The organism is Pseudomonas sp. Z1-14 (assembly GCF_051132005.1).
Lineage (GTDB): Bacteria > Pseudomonadota > Gammaproteobacteria > Pseudomonadales > Pseudomonadaceae > Aquipseudomonas.
This window is the reverse complement of the sequence record NZ_CP071646.1, coordinates 2740064-2758036: the sequence shown is the minus strand read 5'-3', so window position 1 is coordinate 2758036 and position 17973 is coordinate 2740064. Positions and strand designations below refer to the sequence as shown.

The 17973-nt window shown below is 61.0% G+C and carries 17 protein-coding genes; 12 read left to right on the top strand and 5 right to left on the bottom strand.

Features of this window, described 5'->3' with window-relative positions:
- The first annotated feature begins 8 nt into the window (after positions 1–8).
- The 4 genes from J3P89_RS12560 to J3P89_RS12545 all read left to right on the top strand — a co-directional run bounded on the left by J3P89_RS12560 (position 9) and on the right by J3P89_RS12545 (position 4443).
- Positions 9–488 carry a YbjN domain-containing protein gene (locus tag J3P89_RS12560; protein ID WP_434568437.1) on the top strand — a complete coding sequence of 160 codons (480 nt, stop codon included), beginning with the start codon at positions 9–11 and terminating at the stop codon, positions 486–488.
- A complete protein-coding gene (locus tag J3P89_RS12555) occupies positions 485–1429 on the top strand; it encodes a peptidylprolyl isomerase (RefSeq protein ID WP_434697722.1) in 945 nt (314 codons plus the stop codon). Before J3P89_RS12560 ends, J3P89_RS12555 begins: the two co-directional genes overlap by 4 nt.
- Positions 1430–1515: 86 nt before the next feature.
- The gene (locus J3P89_RS12550; protein WP_434697721.1) at positions 1516–2496 is read left to right on the top strand and encodes a LysR substrate-binding domain-containing protein; all 981 of its coding nucleotides are present in this window, start codon (positions 1516–1518) and stop codon (positions 2494–2496) included.
- Between the two features lie 246 nt (positions 2497–2742).
- Positions 2743–4443 (top strand): diguanylate cyclase, encoded by a 1701-nt coding sequence (locus J3P89_RS12545; RefSeq protein ID WP_434697720.1) that lies wholly within the window; start codon positions 2743–2745, stop codon positions 4441–4443.
- Between the two features lie 28 nt (positions 4444–4471).
- On the opposite strand, the gene J3P89_RS12540 is transcribed toward J3P89_RS12545, so the two are convergent.
- Positions 4472–6031 (bottom strand): GMC family oxidoreductase, encoded by a 1560-nt coding sequence (locus J3P89_RS12540; RefSeq protein ID WP_434697719.1) that lies wholly within the window; start codon positions 6029–6031, stop codon positions 4472–4474.
- A 57-nt stretch (positions 6032–6088) separates the two neighbouring features.
- Entirely contained in the window at positions 6089–6850 is a 762-nt protein-coding gene (locus tag J3P89_RS12535; RefSeq protein WP_434623646.1) for an alpha/beta hydrolase, read from the bottom strand.
- A 111-nt stretch (positions 6851–6961) separates the two neighbouring features.
- Between J3P89_RS12535 and J3P89_RS12530 the strand changes: the two genes are divergently transcribed.
- Complete coding sequence (locus J3P89_RS12530) at positions 6962–8395, top strand: HD domain-containing phosphohydrolase (protein WP_434697718.1); 1434 nt, start codon at positions 6962–6964, stop codon at positions 8393–8395.
- A 13-nt stretch (positions 8396–8408) separates the two neighbouring features.
- Here the strand turns inward: J3P89_RS12530 and J3P89_RS12525 are convergent, their stop codons facing one another.
- The gene (locus J3P89_RS12525) at positions 8409–9167 is read right to left on the bottom strand and encodes a hypothetical protein (RefSeq protein ID WP_434697717.1); all 759 of its coding nucleotides are present in this window, start codon (positions 9165–9167) and stop codon (positions 8409–8411) included.
- 308 nt (positions 9168–9475) lie between these two features.
- Positions 9476–10393, bottom strand: coding sequence for a polyphosphate kinase 2 (ppk2, locus tag J3P89_RS12520; RefSeq protein ID WP_434600769.1), 918 nt, complete (start codon positions 10391–10393; stop codon positions 9476–9478).
- Positions 10394–10581: 188 nt separating this feature from the next.
- Here ppk2 and pstS point away from each other — a divergent pair, with 188 nt between their 5' ends.
- The 6 genes from pstS (at position 10582) to J3P89_RS12490 (ending at position 15815) form a co-directional block, all read left to right on the top strand.
- A complete protein-coding gene (gene pstS, locus J3P89_RS12515; protein ID WP_434600770.1) occupies positions 10582–11613 on the top strand; it encodes a phosphate ABC transporter substrate-binding protein PstS in 1032 nt (343 codons plus the stop codon).
- Between the two features lie 74 nt (positions 11614–11687).
- Positions 11688–12653 carry a phosphate ABC transporter permease subunit PstC gene (gene pstC / locus J3P89_RS12510; RefSeq protein WP_305501066.1) on the top strand — a complete coding sequence of 322 codons (966 nt, stop codon included), beginning with the start codon at positions 11688–11690 and terminating at the stop codon, positions 12651–12653.
- Positions 12653–13564: a phosphate ABC transporter permease PstA gene (gene pstA, locus J3P89_RS12505; RefSeq protein WP_434600771.1), complete on the top strand. Its 912-nt coding sequence runs from the start codon at positions 12653–12655 to the stop codon at positions 13562–13564. Before pstC ends, pstA begins: the two co-directional genes overlap by 1 nt.
- A 75-nt stretch (positions 13565–13639) precedes the next feature.
- Complete coding sequence (gene pstB, locus J3P89_RS12500) at positions 13640–14401, top strand: phosphate ABC transporter ATP-binding protein PstB (RefSeq protein ID WP_025214260.1); 762 nt, start codon at positions 13640–13642, stop codon at positions 14399–14401.
- A gap of 95 nt (positions 14402–14496) precedes the next feature.
- Positions 14497–15195, top strand: coding sequence for a hypothetical protein (locus J3P89_RS12495; protein ID WP_305501063.1), 699 nt, complete (start codon positions 14497–14499; stop codon positions 15193–15195).
- On the top strand, positions 15195–15815 hold the full coding sequence (locus J3P89_RS12490) for a hypothetical protein (RefSeq protein WP_434657963.1): 621 nt from the start codon (positions 15195–15197) through the stop codon (positions 15813–15815). Before J3P89_RS12495 ends, J3P89_RS12490 begins: the two co-directional genes overlap by 1 nt.
- A 52-nt stretch (positions 15816–15867) precedes the next feature.
- Here J3P89_RS12490 and J3P89_RS12485 read toward each other — a convergent pair whose 3' ends face one another.
- Positions 15868–16878, bottom strand: a complete 1011-nt coding sequence (locus J3P89_RS12485; RefSeq protein WP_434697716.1) for a zinc-dependent alcohol dehydrogenase family protein — start codon at positions 16876–16878, stop codon at positions 15868–15870.
- A gap of 150 nt (positions 16879–17028) precedes the next feature.
- Between J3P89_RS12485 and J3P89_RS12480 the strand changes: the two genes are divergently transcribed.
- Positions 17029–17943: a LysR substrate-binding domain-containing protein gene (locus tag J3P89_RS12480; RefSeq protein WP_434697715.1), complete on the top strand. Its 915-nt coding sequence runs from the start codon at positions 17029–17031 to the stop codon at positions 17941–17943.
- The last annotated feature ends 30 nt before the right edge of the window (positions 17944–17973 follow it).

The window sequence follows — 17973 nt, the reverse complement described above, 5'->3', positions numbered from 1 at the left end:
GAACCAACATGACTTCATTGATTGAACACGTCACGCCCGCGTCCCTTACCGAGGTGTTGCAAGCCGCCGGTTATCGGGTCAACGAAACGGAGCAGAACGGTATCGTGCAACTGCTCAGCGCCAGCCAAGGCATCGGTTATGCCGTGCGCTTCGGCAATCCGACACCGACGCCGGGCCAATACCTGGACTTCACCTTCAGCTGTGCCTTGCGCGTGCAGGGTGAGCTGCCGGCCGGGCTGGCGGAGCTGTGGAACGCCTCGCGACGCTTTGCCCGGTTGTCGGTACAGGGCGAATTCCTGGTGATGGAAATGGACGTGGTGGTGGCGGCCGGCGTCAGCGCCGAGCACCTGCGCAGCAACCTGGAACTGTGGGACCGGTTGCTTCAGGAATTCATCGTCTACCTGCGCGAGTTCAGCCAGAACGCCGCCCGCCTGCACACCGGCGCCGAGCCTGCTGAGGCCGCGCCGGAGGAGGCCGCCGCACTGTGAAAAAGCCAACGTTTGTCATCAGCGCTGCGGCGCTGGGCCTGGTTGCCGTGGCTGTTGTCCTCGGCTTGCGTCCCGGCAACGATCCGGTGGCGGCGGTGCAATCGGTCAGCGTGGCGACAAGCGAGTCGCCGAGCCTGGCGCGGCTGGGTAGCCAGCAGGTCAGCCCGGAAGAACTCAAGGCGTTGCTAGCGGCGCTTGCCCCCGAGGTTCGCCAGCAGATGCGCGGCAACCGCGCCGCACTGGAGGGCTGGATCCGCGCAAGACTGGCGGAAAAAGCCGTGCTGGAGCAGGCCGATGCCCAAGGCTGGCGTCAGCGCCCGGAGGTGGAGCGCCAAATGCGCGCTGCGACCGAACAGATTGTCTTTCGGGATTATCTGCAGTCGGTCAGCCAGGTGCCGGCCGGGTATCCCAGCGAGGATGAGCTGAAACAGGCCTACAAAGCGGGAAAAGCCAACTGGACCGCGCCGGCGCTGTACCGGGTCAGCCAGATTTTCCTTGCGGCGACCGAGCCACAGACCGTCGAGGCGGTGCGCCGCCAAGCCGTGGAACTGAGCAAAAAGGCCCAGGCCGCGCCGGCTGAATTCGCCGCGCTGGCCAGCCGTTATTCCCAGGACCGCGCCAGTGCCGAGCGCGGTGGTGACAGTGGCTTCCAGCCGTTGCAGCAACTGGTGCCGACGGTGCGCGAGGCAGTGGTGCGGTTGAAGGTGGGCGCGGTATCGGACCCGGTGCAGAGCGCTGCGGGCTTTCACGTGATCAAGCTCACCGAGCAGCAACCGGCGCGGGAAGCGACCCTGGATGAAGTCCGCGAGCGCCTGACCCAGGCGTTGCGTGCCCAGCGCCAGGAGCAGATCGCCAAGGCCTACCTGGACGGCATGCTCGACACCGCGACGTTGAGCATTGATGGCGCGCAGTTGAGCAAGGTGCTGGAGGAGGTTCGGTAGCTGGTTTATCGGGACTGCTGCGCAGTCCAGCGGGAGCAAGCTCCCTCGCCACGCTTAATCGGTTTTTAAATGACAGGGAGTCACTCATGTCTTTCATCGAGCCCGCAGGACGCCAGGCTGTCACCGCATACCGCGCGCCCTTGCGTGCGCCTGAGCCGTGGTTGGCCTTGGCCGCCAGCATCGAGCCGCAGGTGGTGCAGTGTTTTCTGGTCAGCGCCCGTTGCGGCTGTTTCATGCAGGCGTCCCGCAGTCTGAACGTCAAGGCCACCTGGCTGCGCAAGCAGTTGGCCCAACTGGAAGCTCGCCTGCAGCGATCACTGTTCAGCTTCCAGGGCAGCACCCTGGCGCTTACCCGCGAAGGACGGCAATTGCAGGCGCGCTTGCTCACCCTGGGCGAGGACGGTCCGCCAGCGCTGGCCGATCAACCGTTGATTCGCCTTGCAGTGGCCGAGTCGATCCTGCACGACCTTCTGGGGCGTGACCTGATCTCATTGCTGCGCCGCAACGCCAGCGTGCGCTTGCAAATCATCACGTTGGACAGCGAACTGGCGCTGCAGGCGGTCAGTGCCGACCTGGTGCTGTGGCTGAGTGACGGGCAGGAATCGACGCCGGTGCCGAGCGTTGCGACACAGCCGCCTGAGCGGCTGGCGCGGCTGGACTATCTGCCACACATCGCCAAGCGTTATTCCCGCCCGGCCAGCCGTCCGCGCCGGTTGGAAGAGCTGGACGACTACATGTTGGTGCAATGGCAGGCCGACAGCCAGGTGGGCAGTTTCACGCCGTGGAATACCCTCGTCGAGCAACGCCGCGCCGGCGTGGTGCAGGTGCAATCCTATGGGCTGATGCTGGAAATGATCCGCTGCTGCGCCTGCATTGGCCTGTTGCCGCAGTACATGAGCCATTTCGATCGCGGCCTGGTCGCGTTGCCGGGGTTGTTTGAGCAGCCGATGCAGCGCCACCTCTGGATGGCGGCGAGCACCGAGGCCCGGCCAGTGCCGCAGGTGCAGATGCTCATCGAACTGATCCGCCACACGCTGGATGAGCGCAGGGAATGGTTCCGGGCTTGAACCACATGGATTCGCGCCAAAGCAGCTTCAAGCCGTGATCGGCAATTCGATGAGATTGGGACGGCCCGAGCGAATACCATCCTCGACCGCCCCGGCGCTTTCGCTGATATAGGTATGTCAGCTAAAACTGGCGATACGACTTGCCTGCCCTATGGCGTAATGCGATAAACCGTTTTTCGGTTCTGTTTCGTTACATATTTTCTTCATCAGGCCGACATCGTTTGATAGCCAAGAGCGCAATCGTCAATGCCTGATCGTAAAGCCAGCCTTCTTTTTGCCGCCGCCACCGCGACTGCCGTCATGGCCGTCACCGCGGCGGTGGGGCCGATCACGTTGTTCTGGACCAATGAGACGCGTCTGGAGCGAAACGTGGTCGAGTCGCAGATCGAGCGTATCCGCAATGTCCAGGGGTTTCTGGTCGACGCGGAGACCGGCGAGCGTGGCTACGCCTTGACGGAAAAGGACGACTTTCTACAGCCGTACTATGTCGCCGTGTCTCACTTGCCTCCTGCCATCAAAAGCCTGCGAATTGCCTATCAAGGGGATCCGGCCGAAGAGATTGCGCGTGTCGAAGCATTCATCCGGCACGCCGAGCTGAAAATGGTCCACCTGGACAGGGTCGTGAAGCTGGTCAGCCATAACGGCAATGATGCGGCAGAGGCCGAGATCGCCGCTGGTGGCGGCAAGGAACTGATGGATACCGTGCGCTCCTTGACTGCGGAGCTCATTGCTGACGAAACAGAGGAGCTTGTGGCGCTCGAACGCCAGCTTTTGAGCAACATTCGTTGGGCGGTCGCGATTTCCATCCTCAGCTTTATCGTTACCCTGGGGTTAGGACGTTTCATCTACCTGTCCATGCGCAGCAGTGTCCGCCGTCAATCGGAGTCTGCCGTGGCGGCCAACCTGGCCAGCGATCAACTGAGCCTGAGCCTGGCGCGTTTGAAACGCCGAAATGGCGAGATTGGTCTTCTCGCGGAAATGGCCAGGTTGATGCAGACGGAGTTGTCCCAGAAGGAAACGCTTCAGCTGGCCAGTACTTACTGCCAAAAGTTGATACCTGCAAGCGAGGGGGAGTTTTTCCTCTATCGCAACTCGGCTGATGTCCTGCAACACGCCGCAGCGTGGGGACAGGCCGAGGAAAAGGCCGCCGATGCGATACTCAACCCCAAGGATTGCTGGGCGATCAGGCGGGGACGCTGGCATTTGTCGGTGCACAACCACGATCTTCGCTGCCCTCATTACCCAGCAGCGTCTGGCACTGACCCAGTGACTGATTGTTGTCTTCCGTTGATGGCTTACGGTGAAATCCTCGGCCTGTTGCATATCCGTCAAGTCGGCTTGCGCGACCTGTCCGAGGAGGGCCTGCAGATCGCTGAAGCCGTGGCGGAACAAACGGCACTGGCGTTGGCGAATGGCCGCATGCGCCAGGTGTTGGAAACCCAGTCCATAAAGGACCCGCTGACCGGGCTGTACAACCGCCGCTTCATGGACGAGACGCTAAACCGCGAGCTGGTGCGCGCCGAGCGCAACGGGGCGTGCCTGAGTGTCGTGATGATCGACCTCGATAACTTCAAGCAGCTGAATGACTCTTACGGCCACTCGGCAGGCGACGCCGTGCTGCGTGCGGCTTCCGCCTTGATCGTGCAATCGCTGAGATCCTCCGACATTGCCTGCCGATTTGGCGGGGAGGAACTGATCATCATCCTTCCGGACTGTCCGCCCGAAGGTGCTGTGGCCCGAGCCGAATCCATACGGGTGTCTCTGGAAGAGATGAGTCTGGTTGATCACGGCCAGACGCTCACTGCGACTGCTTCTTTCGGAGTGTCCTCCACACAAACCTGCGGGGCCAATCAAAACGCACTGTTGAAGGCCGCTGACTCGGCGCTTTACGCGGCCAAGCGTTCTGGAAAGAACCGGGTTGAATCCTGGCCCTTGTCAAAAAGGTGAGCCGCAAAGCTTGCGTCAGCGTCGAGGCTTATAGCTCACAGGTGGCGCGGATAGCTTCCACGGCCCGCTCACCGATCACGACGCAGGGCGCCATCGTGTTGCCGCTCGTGACATGGGGCAGGATGGACGCATCCGCAATGCGCAGGCCCTGGATTCCGTAGACGCGTAATTGACTGTCCACCACGGACATCGCGTCCCGGCCCATCTTTGCCGTACCGCACTGGTGCCAGTAGGTCACCGCAGCGTTGCGAGCATAGTGTTCCAACGCTTGGATGTGCAGTTTTCCAGGCAGGCTTTCGCCCTTTACCAAGCCCTTGAACGGCGTCTGAGCGCCCAGCTCCTGGACGAAACGAATGTTTTCCAGGGCGTTGCGCCGATCGGTCGGGTGCGACAGTGTGTTGGGTTGAATGATCGGGGCATCGCTCACATCCGGGCCGCTGAGCGTGATCCGCCCGCGACTTTCGGGGTGGGCAAGGCCAGCGAACATCGTCCAGCCATGGGCGGGAACACCGAGTGCGGCGGTCTCTGCACTGGGCACTGGAAATTCAACCTGGCAGTGGAACATGTCCGGAAGATGCAAGGCGCTTTCGCTGCTCCAGTAGAGCGTCGCCTCCGAGCCGCCGTAACCCACCGGTTGTGGCCTCGCGTATTCGAAGATAACCGCAAAGGACACGTGGTCCTGATGGTTGGCGCCGACGCCGGGCAGGTGCTGGACGAGCGCAATGCCATGGCGCTGCAATTCATCCTCCGGCCCCACGCCGGATTGCATCAGGACTTTGGGCGTGTTGACCGCACCCAGCGAAAGAATGACTTCGTGTTCGGCGTAGAAGCACTCGGCCTGGCCATTGCTGATGGTCTGCACGCCGATGGCGCGTTGGTCGCTGAAGAGCACCCGGCTGACAAGCGTATCGGTCAGGACGGTGAGGTTGGGCTGGCCGCAGCGTGGAGCGACGTAGGCGCGGTAGATCGAATGACGCCGCCCATCCTTGACGATGAGATCGTTCAAGGCCGCACCTCCGCGGCCCTCCATCATGGCGCCGTTGGGGTTTTCAAAGGTGGGGATACCCATTGCGCCAGCTGCACTGAGCATGGCGTTGGCAATCGGTTGCGCGTCCCGGACAGCCGCAACATGGACCGGTCCGCCGCTACCGCGACGCAGCGGATCGGCGATGCCCCGATAGTCTTCCACGCGTTGATAGATCTTCAGGACCGAGGCGTAGCCCCAAGCAGGATCGCCGCTGTCGACGGCGAAGTCTTCCCAGTCGTTCTTGTGACCTCGGGCCCACAGCATGACATTGACGCTGGACCCGCCGCCCAACCCGCGTCCCATGTTCAGCGGCATCTTCCTGTCGTTGAGGTGAGGGTTGGCTGCGCCTGCGAAATTCCAATCGCGCTCGCTCCCCAGGTTCAACGGCCAATGCTGCGGCTCCAGCACATGGGGATGCTCATCGCCGCCGCCGGCCTCGATGAGCAATACCTGGACCTCGGGATTCTCGGCCAGCCGTCCGGCAACGACGGAGCCGGCAGTCCCCGCCCCGCAGACAATAAAGTCGTAATGGTGCTTCTTCAGGGCGGGATTCACGGGCATGAGCGGGCTTCCTTTGCAGGGTTCCTGTTATCGAGTTCAGCGCAGCAGCGGCTTGGGTTACTGGCTCTTCTGTACGGCCTGGATGATGACTTTTGCGACGTCTGCCGGGCGTGATTGCTGTGGCACGTGGCTGGCTTCGATTTCGCTGACCTTGGCACCGATCTTCTTGGCGAAAGCCCTTTGCAGATCTGGCTGGATCATCCGGTCTTCCTTGGCCACGACGTACCAGGTCGGCTTGCCTTTCCAGGCAGCGGCGCTGGTCTTGTCATCGAAGGCCGAGGCGCGGATCGGCCCTTGCGTCGCGGCCATTACCGCGGTTTGTGCTGGGGGAAGGTCCTGGGCAAAACCGCGAGCCATGCCCTCGGTGGTCATGTAGAGGAAGCCGTTCTTGTCGGCGGCGATGTCTTTCACGCCGGATGGAGCCGGGAATTCCTTGCCCAGGTCCTTGACGGCCTGACCGGCATCCGGAGCAAACGCGGCGACGTACACCAGGCTGCGAACTTTCTTGTCGGTGCCAGCCTCGCTGATGACGGTGCCGCCCCAGGAATGGCCGACCAACACGACGTCGCTCTCCTGGTTGTTCAGTACACGCTGCGTGGCGGCGACATCGTCAGCCAGCGAAGTCAGCGGGTTTTGTACGACAGTGACCTTGATGCCTTCCGCCTGCAGCAGCGGGACGACCTTGCCCCAGTCGGAGCCGTCGGCGAAAGCGCCATGGACGATCACGACTGAAGGCGGTTGTGGCGCGGCATGGACGGCGCCGCCGAACAATGAACCGGTCATGGCGAGTGTGAGGGCAAGGGCCTTGGGTTTGAACATGATGCGATCTCCTGTTTGGGGTGAGCGCAGTTTCGGCGATACTCGGCGGCCCGGGTATCGGTCGTTTATCCGAGGCCATCAACATTCAATCAGATACACGGAGGTAACGAGATGACGACAGCTGACTGTATCGGGGTGGAAGACGCCATCCTGGCGTTGTCCATGGTCGGCGACCTGAGCATGGGCCAGCCGTTCGATCAGTCGCGTCGCACCGCCCGTTTGGTGCAGATGCTCGCGCAGACTTGCAACGGTGCTGGCGAGCACACCGAGACCGGACGCCAGGTGGCCTTGCTGCGCTGGTCAGGCTGCACCGCCAATGCCGAGGGCTTCACCCGGCTGCTGGGCGATGACGTCGAGGGCCGCAACGCGATGCTGACGCATACCCTCAGCGAGGCGGGGCAGCGGGCGATGCGCCGGTCGACGCCGCTGGCACAGATTCATTGCGAAGTGTCCGGTGATATCGCTCACACATTGGGTTTGAGGACCGAAGTCGAACAGGGTCTGCGTCATGTGTTCGAGCAATACGACGGTGAGGGAAGGCCATCCGGCCTGCGACATCCGCAGGTGCCGGAGGTGGTTTATCAGGTGTTGCTGGCGGGGGATCTGGAGATTCTGTCCCGTACGCATGGGCTGGAGAGCGCATTGCAATGGATTGCCAGCAAGCGCGATCGCCGTTATCCGGCAGCGCTTGCCGCTGAAATGCTGCAAAACGCCGAAGATTGGCTGGATCAACTGCGCACGCCGCAGTCAGTTGATTCGCAGGTAGCCACGGCACAGGTGCCGTTGAGCCTGGTTGCTGATGTGATCGATCTCAAGCTGCCGTGGCTGGCGGGGTACTCGCGACGTGCCTCGGAGCTGGTTCGAGAGGCCGCCAGGCTTTCTGGGCTGTCGGCGCCGGCCATCGACCATCTCGGCCAAGCGGCGCTGATCCATGGCATCGGCCGCGCGGCGGTGCCCAATCGCCTCTGGAACACTCCGCGAGCCTTGCTCGACGGGGATCTTGAGCAAGTGCGGTTGGTGCCCTACTGGACATCGCGAGCCTGTGGCCAGATACCTGCCCTGGCGGTGCCGGGTCAGCTGGCCGCGCATGCCTATGAGCGCCTGGATGGCAGCGGTTATTTCCGCAGCCTGGGCGGCGACACGTTGCAAACCGAACACCGTTTGCTCGCCGCGGCCCTGGCCTGGCAAGCGATGCTCAGCGAGCGGCCGTGGCGGCCGGCCTTGAGTCACGACGAAGCGAGTTGCCTGTTGTTGGCCGAGGCGGATCAGGGACGGTTCGATCATCGGGCCTGCCAGGCGGTAATGGCGGCGTCACGCGGGGAGACCACGATGACAGCCTGCAAGCCGGGCGGCGGACTGCTCTCCGAGCGTGAAACCGAGATTCTTCGGCGCATCAGTACCGGGGGAAGCAACAAGGAGGTGGCGCGCCAGCTGGGTATCAGCCCGAGCACGGTGCGCACCCATGTCGAAAGCGTGTTCCGCAAGCTTCAATGCACCACCCGGGCGGCGGCGACGCTGAAGGCCCTGACGCTGGGTTTGATTTGAAGCCGGCAGTGACTTAACGTCCGCCCGTTCTTTCGAACAACCGGCTTCTGAGCGGCAAATCGCTGGTGCGGTTGGCCGAGGCTTTGCCGATTGCATTGCACAAGGCCCGGACGACGGGTACGTAGCTCACCTGGCTGGGCTGGCAGGCCTGGAGCACACCCGTGGGGTTGATCAGGTGTACCGCGATGTGCCCTGGCAGCCATGAGACGAGTGGCCAGCGGGGCCGCTGGGCGAGGGTCGGGCACAGATCAGCGGCCGTCGCACCAAATTCAGCAGAGGCCACGAACGCGACGCCCATCAGGCACGCGCCTTCCAGCTGAGCGCGCAGGCGGCCGGGGTTTTCTACAGCGCCCAGGTCCGCGACAAACACCGTGTCATGCACAATCAGGCGACCCTCGTCGCTCAGCTCGACATCGAGTGCCGCGGCCATGTAGCTCTGCGCATCGTAGTGGGCGGCGATGCCCTGCGTTCGGCGACCTCCTGAAGGCTTGCCCCAATGGCTTTTCATGGCCGCTTCGCTGATGACATTACGCATTCGCTGGGCGTCGAAGCCTGAACGTTGCTCAGCGCCATGGTTCAGTGTCGGGGCCGAATCGATCAGTGAAAGCAGGTAGTCTCGTTGGTCGCGCCTGCACCCAGGGTCCTGTGCGGCCATGAGTTGCTGTTCAGCGCCCAGGCGAAGCAACAGGTCTCTGCGGCTCAGAATGCCGTCTGGCGTCATCGGCCAGATGAAGTGGTCAAGTGCGCTGTCGTGCCCGTCAGGGTGGTTCATTGCGTGTCTCCTTCCGGCTGATGACAAGAGCTCCAGCAAAAAAAAACGGCGGATTCAAATCCTTGCTCAAGCCAGGACCCCGTGGGAGCGAGCCCGCTCGCGAAAGCGCCGGTCCAGCTTGCATCGCTATGGGATGTGCTGACGTCTTCGCGAGCAGGCTCGCTCCCACAGGTTGGCGCTGGCGCCGCAGGAACAATCCTGGCGTTACTTTAGGCGGGACGATCTGACGTCAGGGTGACGGGAGGCTGACAGGAACATGTCAGGCGATAGAAGGGGGCGCCCGGCACAGGGCGCCCCATCCGGTTATCTCAATAAACCTGAGGAACGACGATTTCCGGCGGCGTCGGACTGCGGAAGTAGTCTTCCTGCCTGACGCGTTCCGGTAGCTCGATCACCGGGAGCTCGACTTCTTCATAGGGCATCTGGCCGAGCAGGTGGTGGATGCAGTTGAGTCGCGCTTTTTTCTTGTCGTCGGCTTGCACGACCCACCACGGCGCCTCGGCGATATGGGTGCGCTCCAGCATGATCTCCTTGGCCTTTGTATACGCCTCCCAGCGCCGCCGGGACTCCAGGTCCATGGGGCTGAGTTTCCATTGCTTGAGCGGGTCGTGGATACGGCTGAGAAAGCGCAGGTGTTGCTCCTGGTCGGAAATGGAGAACCAGTACTTGATCAGCTGGATGCCTGAGCGGGCCAGCATGCGCTCGAACTCGGGCACGGTCCGGAAGAACTCTTCGTACTGATCGTCGTTGCAAAAGCCCATGACCTGTTCGACGCCTGCGCGGTTGTACCAGCTGCGGTCGAACAGGACGATTTCACCGGCGGCCGGCAAGTGTGAAACGTAGCGCTGGAAATACCATTGGGTGCGTTCGCGGTCGTTCGGGGCGGGCAGGGCGGCCACCCGGCAGACCCGAGGGTTGAGGCGCTGGGTGATACGTTTGATGACTCCGCCTTTGCCGGCAGCGTCGCGCCCTTCGAAGAGGATCACGACCTTGTGGCCGGTCTTGACCACCCAGCTTTGCAGCTTCACCAGTTCGCCTTGCAGGCGGAACAGTTCGCTGAAGTAGATTCTCCGGGCTTCTTTTTCTGATCCTTCTGGAGCCTGTCCATCGAACAGGGCATCCAGGTCGTGACCGTCTTCGGCCAGCTCCAACTCCAGTTCTTCATCGCTGTGATCGAGCAGTTCCCGGTGGATGCGCTGTATCAAGGTGTCGTCTGTCGAGGACATGGGCGTGGGCTCGCGTTGTAGGAGATGGCGAAGTGTTAGTCGCAATTTGTTACGGGGCGATTACAACAGCCAACGTGCTGTAGGCGCTATCTGAAGGACATAAGTGCACTTTGCCACTGCGCATTCATAAAACCGTAACAAGAATGTTGCAGAGTTCCCCGGCCCGTCATCACAAGGAATTTCTTTTAATGAAAAGTTTGATGAAGTCTGCTGCGCTCGCCGTTACGGTTTCTCTTTGTGCCACCTCGGCGTCCTTCGCTGCAGAGAACGTCCGTCTGACGGGGTCTGGGGCGAGCTTTCCAGCTCCGATCTACCTGACCTGGTTCAAGGATTTCAGCAAGAAATCCGACGGTGTCACCGTGGATTACCAATCCAAGGGCAGCGGTGCGGGCGTACAGGACTTCCTGAACAAGACCGTTGATTTCGCCGCCAGTGACTCGGCGATGAAAGAAGAAGACATCGCCAAGGTTGCCGAAGGCGTGCAGTTGTTGCCGATGACCGCCGGTGAAATCGTGCTGGCCTACAACTTGCCGGGCAATCCCAAGGGCCTCAAGCTGCCACGCGATGTGTACTCGAACATCTTCCTCGGCAAGATCACCAAATGGAACGATCCGCAGATCGCCGCCGCCAACCCGGACCTGAAACTCACCGATACGCCGATCACTGTCGTTGTACGTGCGGACTCCAGCGGTACCACCGCGGTGTTCACCAAGCACCTGGCAACCATCAACCCGGAGTTCAAGACGGCGCTGGGCGAGGGCAACACCGTCAACTGGCCGGCCAGTGACAAGTTCATCAAGTCGCCGAAAAACGATGGTGTGACCGCTACCGTGCGTCAGACCCCGGGCGCGATTGGCTATATCGAATACGGCTTCGCCAAGCTCGCCAAGGTCGACTTCGCCCAACTGCAGAACAAGGCCGGCAATTACGTCGTGCCGAACGCCGAGAGCGGTGCAGAGGCGCTGGCGGCGGTGAAGATGCCGGAAAACCTGGTGGCCTGGCTGCCGGATCCGGACGGCGCCAAGTCCTACCCGATCACGTCCTACACCTGGATGATCTTCCGCAAGGACAACGGCAACCCGGCCAAGGCCAAGGCCATGCGTGAAATGGTCGAATACAGCCTGACCGAAGGGCAGAAGATCGCCGATTCGATGGGTTACATCCCATTGCCGGCGTCGGTCGTCGAGCAGGTTCGCAAGGCATCCGCCAACATTCAGTAACACCGTGAGGTCTCTCTCGGTGTGTGCCTCCGCGCCACGCCGGGAGAGTTTTCCCCCTGTTCCGGACTTAGCCCATGAACAAACCTTTTGTCGTACCGGTTAATCCGGACTCTGCCTGCCAGCCACCCTCGACGAAGGATTTCCTGGTTGATCGCACTTTCCGTGCGCTAGCGCGCATCGGCGTGGTGCTGATTCTGGCGCTGGTATTTGCGCTGGTGTTCGAGGTGGGACGCAAGGCAATTCCCGGCATGGAGAAACACGGTTTCGACGTGCTCCTGGGCAGCGTCTGGGACGTCAACCAGGGCAAATACGGCATCCTGCCGGCTATCTGGGGCACGCTCTACAGCGCCTTGATCGCGTTGTTGATCGCCGGATTTTTCGGCGTCAGCATGGCAATCTTTCTGACCCAGGATTTCCTGCCGCCTAAGCTCGCGGCGATTTTCCGCACCATCGTCGAACTGCTCGCGGCCATCCCCAGCGTGGTCTATGGCCTGTGGGGGATCTACGTGGTGATCCCGGCGATCCGACCGCTGACAACCTGGCTGAACAGCGAACTCGGCTGGATACCCTTTTTCGGCACGTCCCTGAGCGGGCCCGGGCTGCTACCGGCGGCGCTGGTGCTTGCGATCATGATTCTGCCAACCATCGCCGCCGTTTCGCAGGATGCGCTCACCGGCGTACCGATGAAAACCAAGCAGGCCGCCTATGGCATGGGGACGACTCACTGGGAAGCGATTCTCAAGGTGATGGTGCCTTCCGCTGCCACCGGCATCTTTGGCTCACTGGTGCTGGGCCTCGGGCGCGCCCTGGGCGAGACGATGGCGCTGGCCATGCTGGTCGGTAACGCCAACAACATTTCCCTCTCGCTGTTTGCTCCGGCCAACACGCTTGCTGCCCTGCTGGCGTTGAACTTCCCCGAGGCCGGGCCGAACGAGATCGAGGTGTTGATGTATGCCGCCCTGGTATTGATGTTGATTACGCTGATCGTGAACATTTTTGGTTCGATGATCATGATGTATGCCCAACGGGGTAACAAGTGATGACAGACCTCACTGCCGCAACAGACTTGACCGCGCCAGCGGGCGCGATGCCCAGCTTGCAGCGCAAGTTCGAAGGCCGCGCGTTGCGCAGCCTGATCCTGACCACCCTGGTCTGGACCGGCGCGCTGCTCGCCAGCGTGCCGCTGATTTCCGTGCTTTACATGCTGATCACCCGTGGTGGCGCGCGCCTGAACCTGGAAGTCTTTACCGAACTGCCACCGACCGGCTTCGAGATGGGTGGCGGCTTCGGCAACGCCATGGCCGGTACTTTCGTGATGGTCGGTATCGCGGCAGCCATCGCGGTGCCGATCGGCATCATGGCCGCCGTCTTCCTGGCTGAGCTGGGGCCGGACAGCAAGTTGGGGAACGCCGCGCGGTTTGCCGCGAAGATGCTCACCGGCCTGCCGTCGATCCTGGCCGGGGTATTCGCCTACGCCCTGGTGGTGATGACCACCGGTACGTATTCGGCGCCGGCGGGCGGCGTGGCACTGGCCGTGCTGATGCTGCCGATCGTCGTGCTGACGGCGGAAGAGTCGATGCGCATGGTGCCCAAGATCATGAAGGATGCCGCCTATGGCATGGGCTGCACCCGCTCGCAGGTGATCTGGAAAATCGTCTTGCCGACCGGCATGCCGGCCATCCTCACCGGCGTCATGCTGGCCGTGGCACGTGCCGCGGGCGAGACCGCGCCGCTGCTGTTTACCGCGCTGTTCAGCAACTACTGGATTTACCACCAGGGCAATCTCGAGGTCATGAACCCGACGGCCTCGCTGGCGGTGCTGATCTACAACTTCTCCGGGATGCCTTTCGACAACCAGCTCGAGCTCGCATGGGCGGCCTCACTGGTGCTGGTGATGATCGTGCTGTTCGTGAACATCATCAGCCGTATTTTCGGCAAGCCCAAGTATTAAGAACGGGAGCATCTGATCTTGAACGTATCCACTGCGCAAATAGCCGCTCCGTTTGTCACCCAGGCACCTGTAGTCATGGACTGCAAACTGGACAAGATTTTTTATGGCAACTTCATGGCGGTCCGTGACAGCCATGTGCCGATCGAGAAAAACAAGATCACCGGGTTCATCGGTCCTTCCGGCTGTGGCAAGAGCACCGTGTTGCGCAGCCTCAACCGGATGAACGACCTGGTGAAAGGCTTCCGTTTCGAAGGCCACGTGCATTTCCTCGGACAGGACGTCTACGGCAAGGGTGTTGACCCGGTGGTCGTGCGCCGTTACATCGGCATGGTATTCCAGCAGCCGAACCCGTTTTCGATGAGCATTTTCGACAACGTCGCGTTTGGCCTGCGCCTCAACCGCTACAAGGGCGACATCGGTGACCGGGTCAAGCATGCGCTGCAAGGTGCCGCGCTGTGGGACGAAGTGAAGGACAAGCTCAAGGTCAGCGGCCTGTCGCTCTCCGGCGGCCAGCAACAGCGCCTGTGCATTGCCCGCGCCATCGCTACCGAGCCGGAAGTGCTGCTGTTGGATGAACCGTGTTCGGCACTCGACCCGATCGCTACCCGGCGGGTCGAGGAGCTGATGGTCGAGTTGAAGAAGGACTACACCATCGCCCTGGTGACCCACAACATGCAGCAGGCCATCCGCGTGGCTGACACCACGGCGTTTTTCTCGGTGGATATTTCCCAGGGCACGCGCACCGGTTATCTGGTCGAGATGGGCCCGACGACGCAGATTTTCGACAACCCGCGTGAACAGATGACCGGCGATTACATCAGCGGCAAGTTCAGCTAAGCCACTCATCAGGTCAAGGCCGCATCCCTGCAGAAGCCAAATGGATTTGGCGGGCATCCGGTAGACATTTACCAAGCGTTTTCCAAGGAGCACCAATGCCTGCTACGCATCGCCTTGATTTGCCAGCGATTGAACGCGCACTACGGGAAGTGCAGGACCGTTTCGCCCAGCTCAGCCGGCACTTCACCGAGCCGCGTGACCCGTTGACCGATGAAGTGCTGCAGAATGTGCTTGAAGGTTATGCGTTGGTTGACGAATATGTTGCCCGCGGCGTCGACCTGTTCGATCTGCAGCAACTGAACCTGATGCTGGAGATCAACGCCACGGTGCTCTGCGGCCGGGATCCGGCGCGCCGGTTGGAATACGCCCATCACCTGGCAGCGACCGAGGCGCATTTCTTCAACAATGTTGAAGGAGGCATCAAGGATTTGTACAACTGGTATTGTGCCTATCGCAGCGAGTCGGTGTGGAAGCGCGCGGCAGGCGTCTATGTACGGATTCTCAGCAAGCCGCAGTTGTTCATCGAAGGTAACAACCGCAGTGGGTCGCTTATTGTCAGCTATCTGCTGATGCGCGCGGGCTTGCCGCCGTTTGTGCTGACACTGGAAAATGCCGAAGGCTATTTCAACCCATCCTCGGTGATACGCAACTCTGCCAAGCATGGCGTCAAGGCGTTGTACGAATTGCCCAAGATCAAGAAAAAATACGCAGCGTTTTTAGAAGAACAGGCACCCGATCCAATGAAGTTTTTTCTCAAAGGCGAGTCTTTGCCGCTTTCCCAAGGTGGCCATTGATGGACGTCAAATGCAGAACATTCAGCAGCCGGGTAGGGCAGGCCATCCGCGGCGCATTGCCGACGCAGCTGTTCAAGCGCCAGCGCATACGGATTTCGTTTGATATCGATGACACACTCGCCTGCCAACTCCACCACTGCGAAGTCGAGCAAAGCCGGCTTCCGGCCTGCATTCACCGTTGGCTGGGTGAGCCGCTGCGCAGGGGCACCCGCTCGCTGATCCGGGAACTGCGCCGCCAGGATTGCAGCATCTGGGTCTACACCTCGTCCGGCCGCACGCCGTCCTATATCCGCCGTTGGCTGCTGCTGTACGGCATCCGCGTCGACGGTGTGGTCAACAGCGTCCTGCACAACCGTGCCCTGACGGTGCATGGGCTGGAGAACTCACCCTCCAAGTACCCGCCGGCGTTCGATATCGACTTGCACGTTGATGATTCGGAAGGCGTGCAGCTCGAAGGCGATGACCATGGCTTTCGTGTTGTCGTGGTGCATCCGCAGGACGAGGGCTGGGCGCAGAAGGTGCTGGAGGCGGTGGCTGTTGTCCAGGCGCAGCTTGAGTGGCAGCAGATGTTCAGGCCCAAAGGAGCCGCGCAGCAACGCGCGGAAGCTTCTTTGTCTTGATGCGAGGCCCGCATTACCGCAAAAGAAGGCGCCATGGTGGCGCCTCAGTGGTTCAGGCGATCTTGATTACAACCTTTCCAAATGCTCCTTTTGCCAGGTGCTCGTAAGCTTCCCGGGCTTTCTCGAACGGATACACCTGATCGATTACAGGGCGAATCCTGTGTTGGTTGAGAAACGCATTCATCCGCTCGAACGATGAGCGCGGCGCCACGGCAATACCGCGAATAGTTGTCTGGCGAAAGATGAGGGGCATCAGTTCGAGTTGTGCGGTCTGGCCGGTCAAAAAGCCGATCTGCGCAATACGCCCGGATGCCTTGGTCGCTGCGATCGATTGATTGATGCCGCTACCTCCGGCCACATCCAGCAGCAAATCCACGCCTTTACCCTCGGTCAGCTTCAGCACTTCGTCTGCCCAGTTTGGCGTAGTCCTGTAGTTCACGCCCGCTATGGCCCCCAATCCCTTCACGGCTTGCAGATTGTCGTCGGTGCTCGACGTTGCGATCACCTTAGCGCCAAGCGCAGTTGCGATCTGCACGGCAAATATCGACACACCGCCAGTGCCTTGGACCAATACGGTTTGTCCAGGCTCAATCCGCCCGAAGTCCACCAGTGAATACCATGCCGTGAGCGCGGCAATCGGCAGCGTAGCGGCCTCTTCATCGCTCATGTTGTCGGGCGCACCCACGGCGCTTTCCTGATGGATGATCATGTATTCGGCCAAGCCACCGGGCAATGGTGATCCAAAACAGTAATCCGGCTCATTGGGTCCGGGCTCGCCATCCAGCCAACGGGAGTACAGGTGCGAGTTGACCCGATCACCGATTTTGAAACGCGTTACACCATCGCCAATTGCGACCACTGTTCCGGCCGCATCACTCACGGGAATGAGGGGCTTGGGCACCTTATGCGGCTCATAGATGCCGTCAACGATGGCCTTGTCGCGAAAATTGAGCGAGACAGCACCAACCTTGACCAGCAATTCGCCGGGCCCCGGGCGTGGGGTAGCCGTCTCTTCCAGTTGCAGATTGTCGAGTCCGAAGTCTTTTAATAGCCAGGCTTTCATGGTGAATCTCCAAACGAGTCAGTGACGGCAAACCGCAAAGGGTTCGCCTTGTGCACATGGTTCGCTTTTGGAGAGGCGCAATAAATGCGTGAAGAAAGACATGATTGTTATATTCTGCGGCAACAATAGCGTTCGCCAGGGCCTGACATCATGGAATTGCTGCAATCAATGCGTCTATTCGCCAGGCTTGCCGAACTCGGCAGCTTCACAAAAACTGCCGAGTCGCTGGATATAGGGCGGCCGCAGGTCACCCGTTCCATTCAGGAGCTGGAAACATCATTGGGTGTGCGCCTTTTCCAGCGCACGACCAGGAAGGTGGCGCTCACCGCCGAGGGTGAACGATTCTATGGGCGGGTACAGGAGATTCTTGCGGACATTTCTGCCGCAACTTCGATGTTCGACCGCACCGGGGCAACGCTTACGGGTCGACTTCGCGTCGATATCCCGACCGCTTTCGCGCAAATGGATTTCATCAGAAGCCTGAAAGCGTTCACCAGCACCTTCCCAGGCATCAACGTGATACTGGGCGTGACCGACCGAGCCGTTGACTTGATAGGAGAGGGCATAGACTGTGCGTTGCGCATAGGCGATTTACCGGACTCGACATTAGTCGCTCGCCCCGTTGCATGGGCGACAATGGTGACGTGCGCGGCGCCCGAATATCTCGCCAGGCACGGCGAACCCGAGACACTTGGCGACCTGGCCGCCCATCGAGGCGTGAACTTCTTGTCCGGTCAGAGCAACAGGCCGTTGTCCTGGCATTTCTTGGTGGAAGGCCAGGATCGAGCGTTTGTAAGTAACCCCGCCATCACCGTCACTGAATCGAATGCGTACGTGCAGTGCGGTGTGTCGGGCTTCGGAATAATCCAGGCGCCAGGCATCGCTGTGGCCGGGTATCTGGAAAGCGGCGCTTTGGTGGAGATTCTGAGACCCTTTCGACCAGCTCCTCGCCCAGTGTCGTTGCTATACCCAAGCCGGACGCACCTGGCGCCGCAAGTGCAGGTTCTTCTCGAATGGCTGCAAGAGCACTTTGTTCAGCTTCATCCCGAGTGGCTGGAACGATAGAGGTTCAGGAACATCTTGAGCCCGTCAGGA

Coding starts and splice junctions, on each gene's coding strand:
- J3P89_RS12560 (WP_434568437.1), top strand. CDS start 9: ATGACTTCATTGATTGAACACGTCACGCCCGCGTCCCTTACCGAGGTG.
- J3P89_RS12550 (WP_434697721.1), top strand. CDS start 1,516: ATGTCTTTCATCGAGCCCGCAGGACGCCAGGCTGTCACCGCATACCGC.
- J3P89_RS12545 (WP_434697720.1), top strand. CDS start 2,743: ATGCCTGATCGTAAAGCCAGCCTTCTTTTTGCCGCCGCCACCGCGACT.
- J3P89_RS12540 (WP_434697719.1), bottom strand. CDS start 6,031: ATGCCCGTGAATCCCGCCCTGAAGAAGCACCATTACGACTTTATTGTC.
- J3P89_RS12535 (WP_434623646.1), bottom strand. CDS start 6,850: ATGTTCAAACCCAAGGCCCTTGCCCTCACACTCGCCATGACCGGTTCA.
- J3P89_RS12530 (WP_434697718.1), top strand. CDS start 6,962: ATGACGACAGCTGACTGTATCGGGGTGGAAGACGCCATCCTGGCGTTG.
- J3P89_RS12525 (WP_434697717.1), bottom strand. CDS start 9,167: ATGAACCACCCTGACGGGCACGACAGCGCACTTGACCACTTCATCTGG.
- ppk2 (WP_434600769.1), bottom strand. CDS start 10,393: ATGTCCTCGACAGACGACACCTTGATACAGCGCATCCACCGGGAACTG.
- pstS (WP_434600770.1), top strand. CDS start 10,582: ATGAAAAGTTTGATGAAGTCTGCTGCGCTCGCCGTTACGGTTTCTCTT.
- pstC (WP_305501066.1), top strand. CDS start 11,688: ATGAACAAACCTTTTGTCGTACCGGTTAATCCGGACTCTGCCTGCCAG.
- pstA (WP_434600771.1), top strand. CDS start 12,653: ATGACAGACCTCACTGCCGCAACAGACTTGACCGCGCCAGCGGGCGCG.
- pstB (WP_025214260.1), top strand. CDS start 13,640: ATGGACTGCAAACTGGACAAGATTTTTTATGGCAACTTCATGGCGGTC.
- J3P89_RS12495 (WP_305501063.1), top strand. CDS start 14,497: ATGCCTGCTACGCATCGCCTTGATTTGCCAGCGATTGAACGCGCACTA.
- J3P89_RS12490 (WP_434657963.1), top strand. CDS start 15,195: ATGGACGTCAAATGCAGAACATTCAGCAGCCGGGTAGGGCAGGCCATC.
- J3P89_RS12485 (WP_434697716.1), bottom strand. CDS start 16,878: ATGAAAGCCTGGCTATTAAAAGACTTCGGACTCGACAATCTGCAACTG.
- J3P89_RS12480 (WP_434697715.1), top strand. CDS start 17,029: ATGGAATTGCTGCAATCAATGCGTCTATTCGCCAGGCTTGCCGAACTC.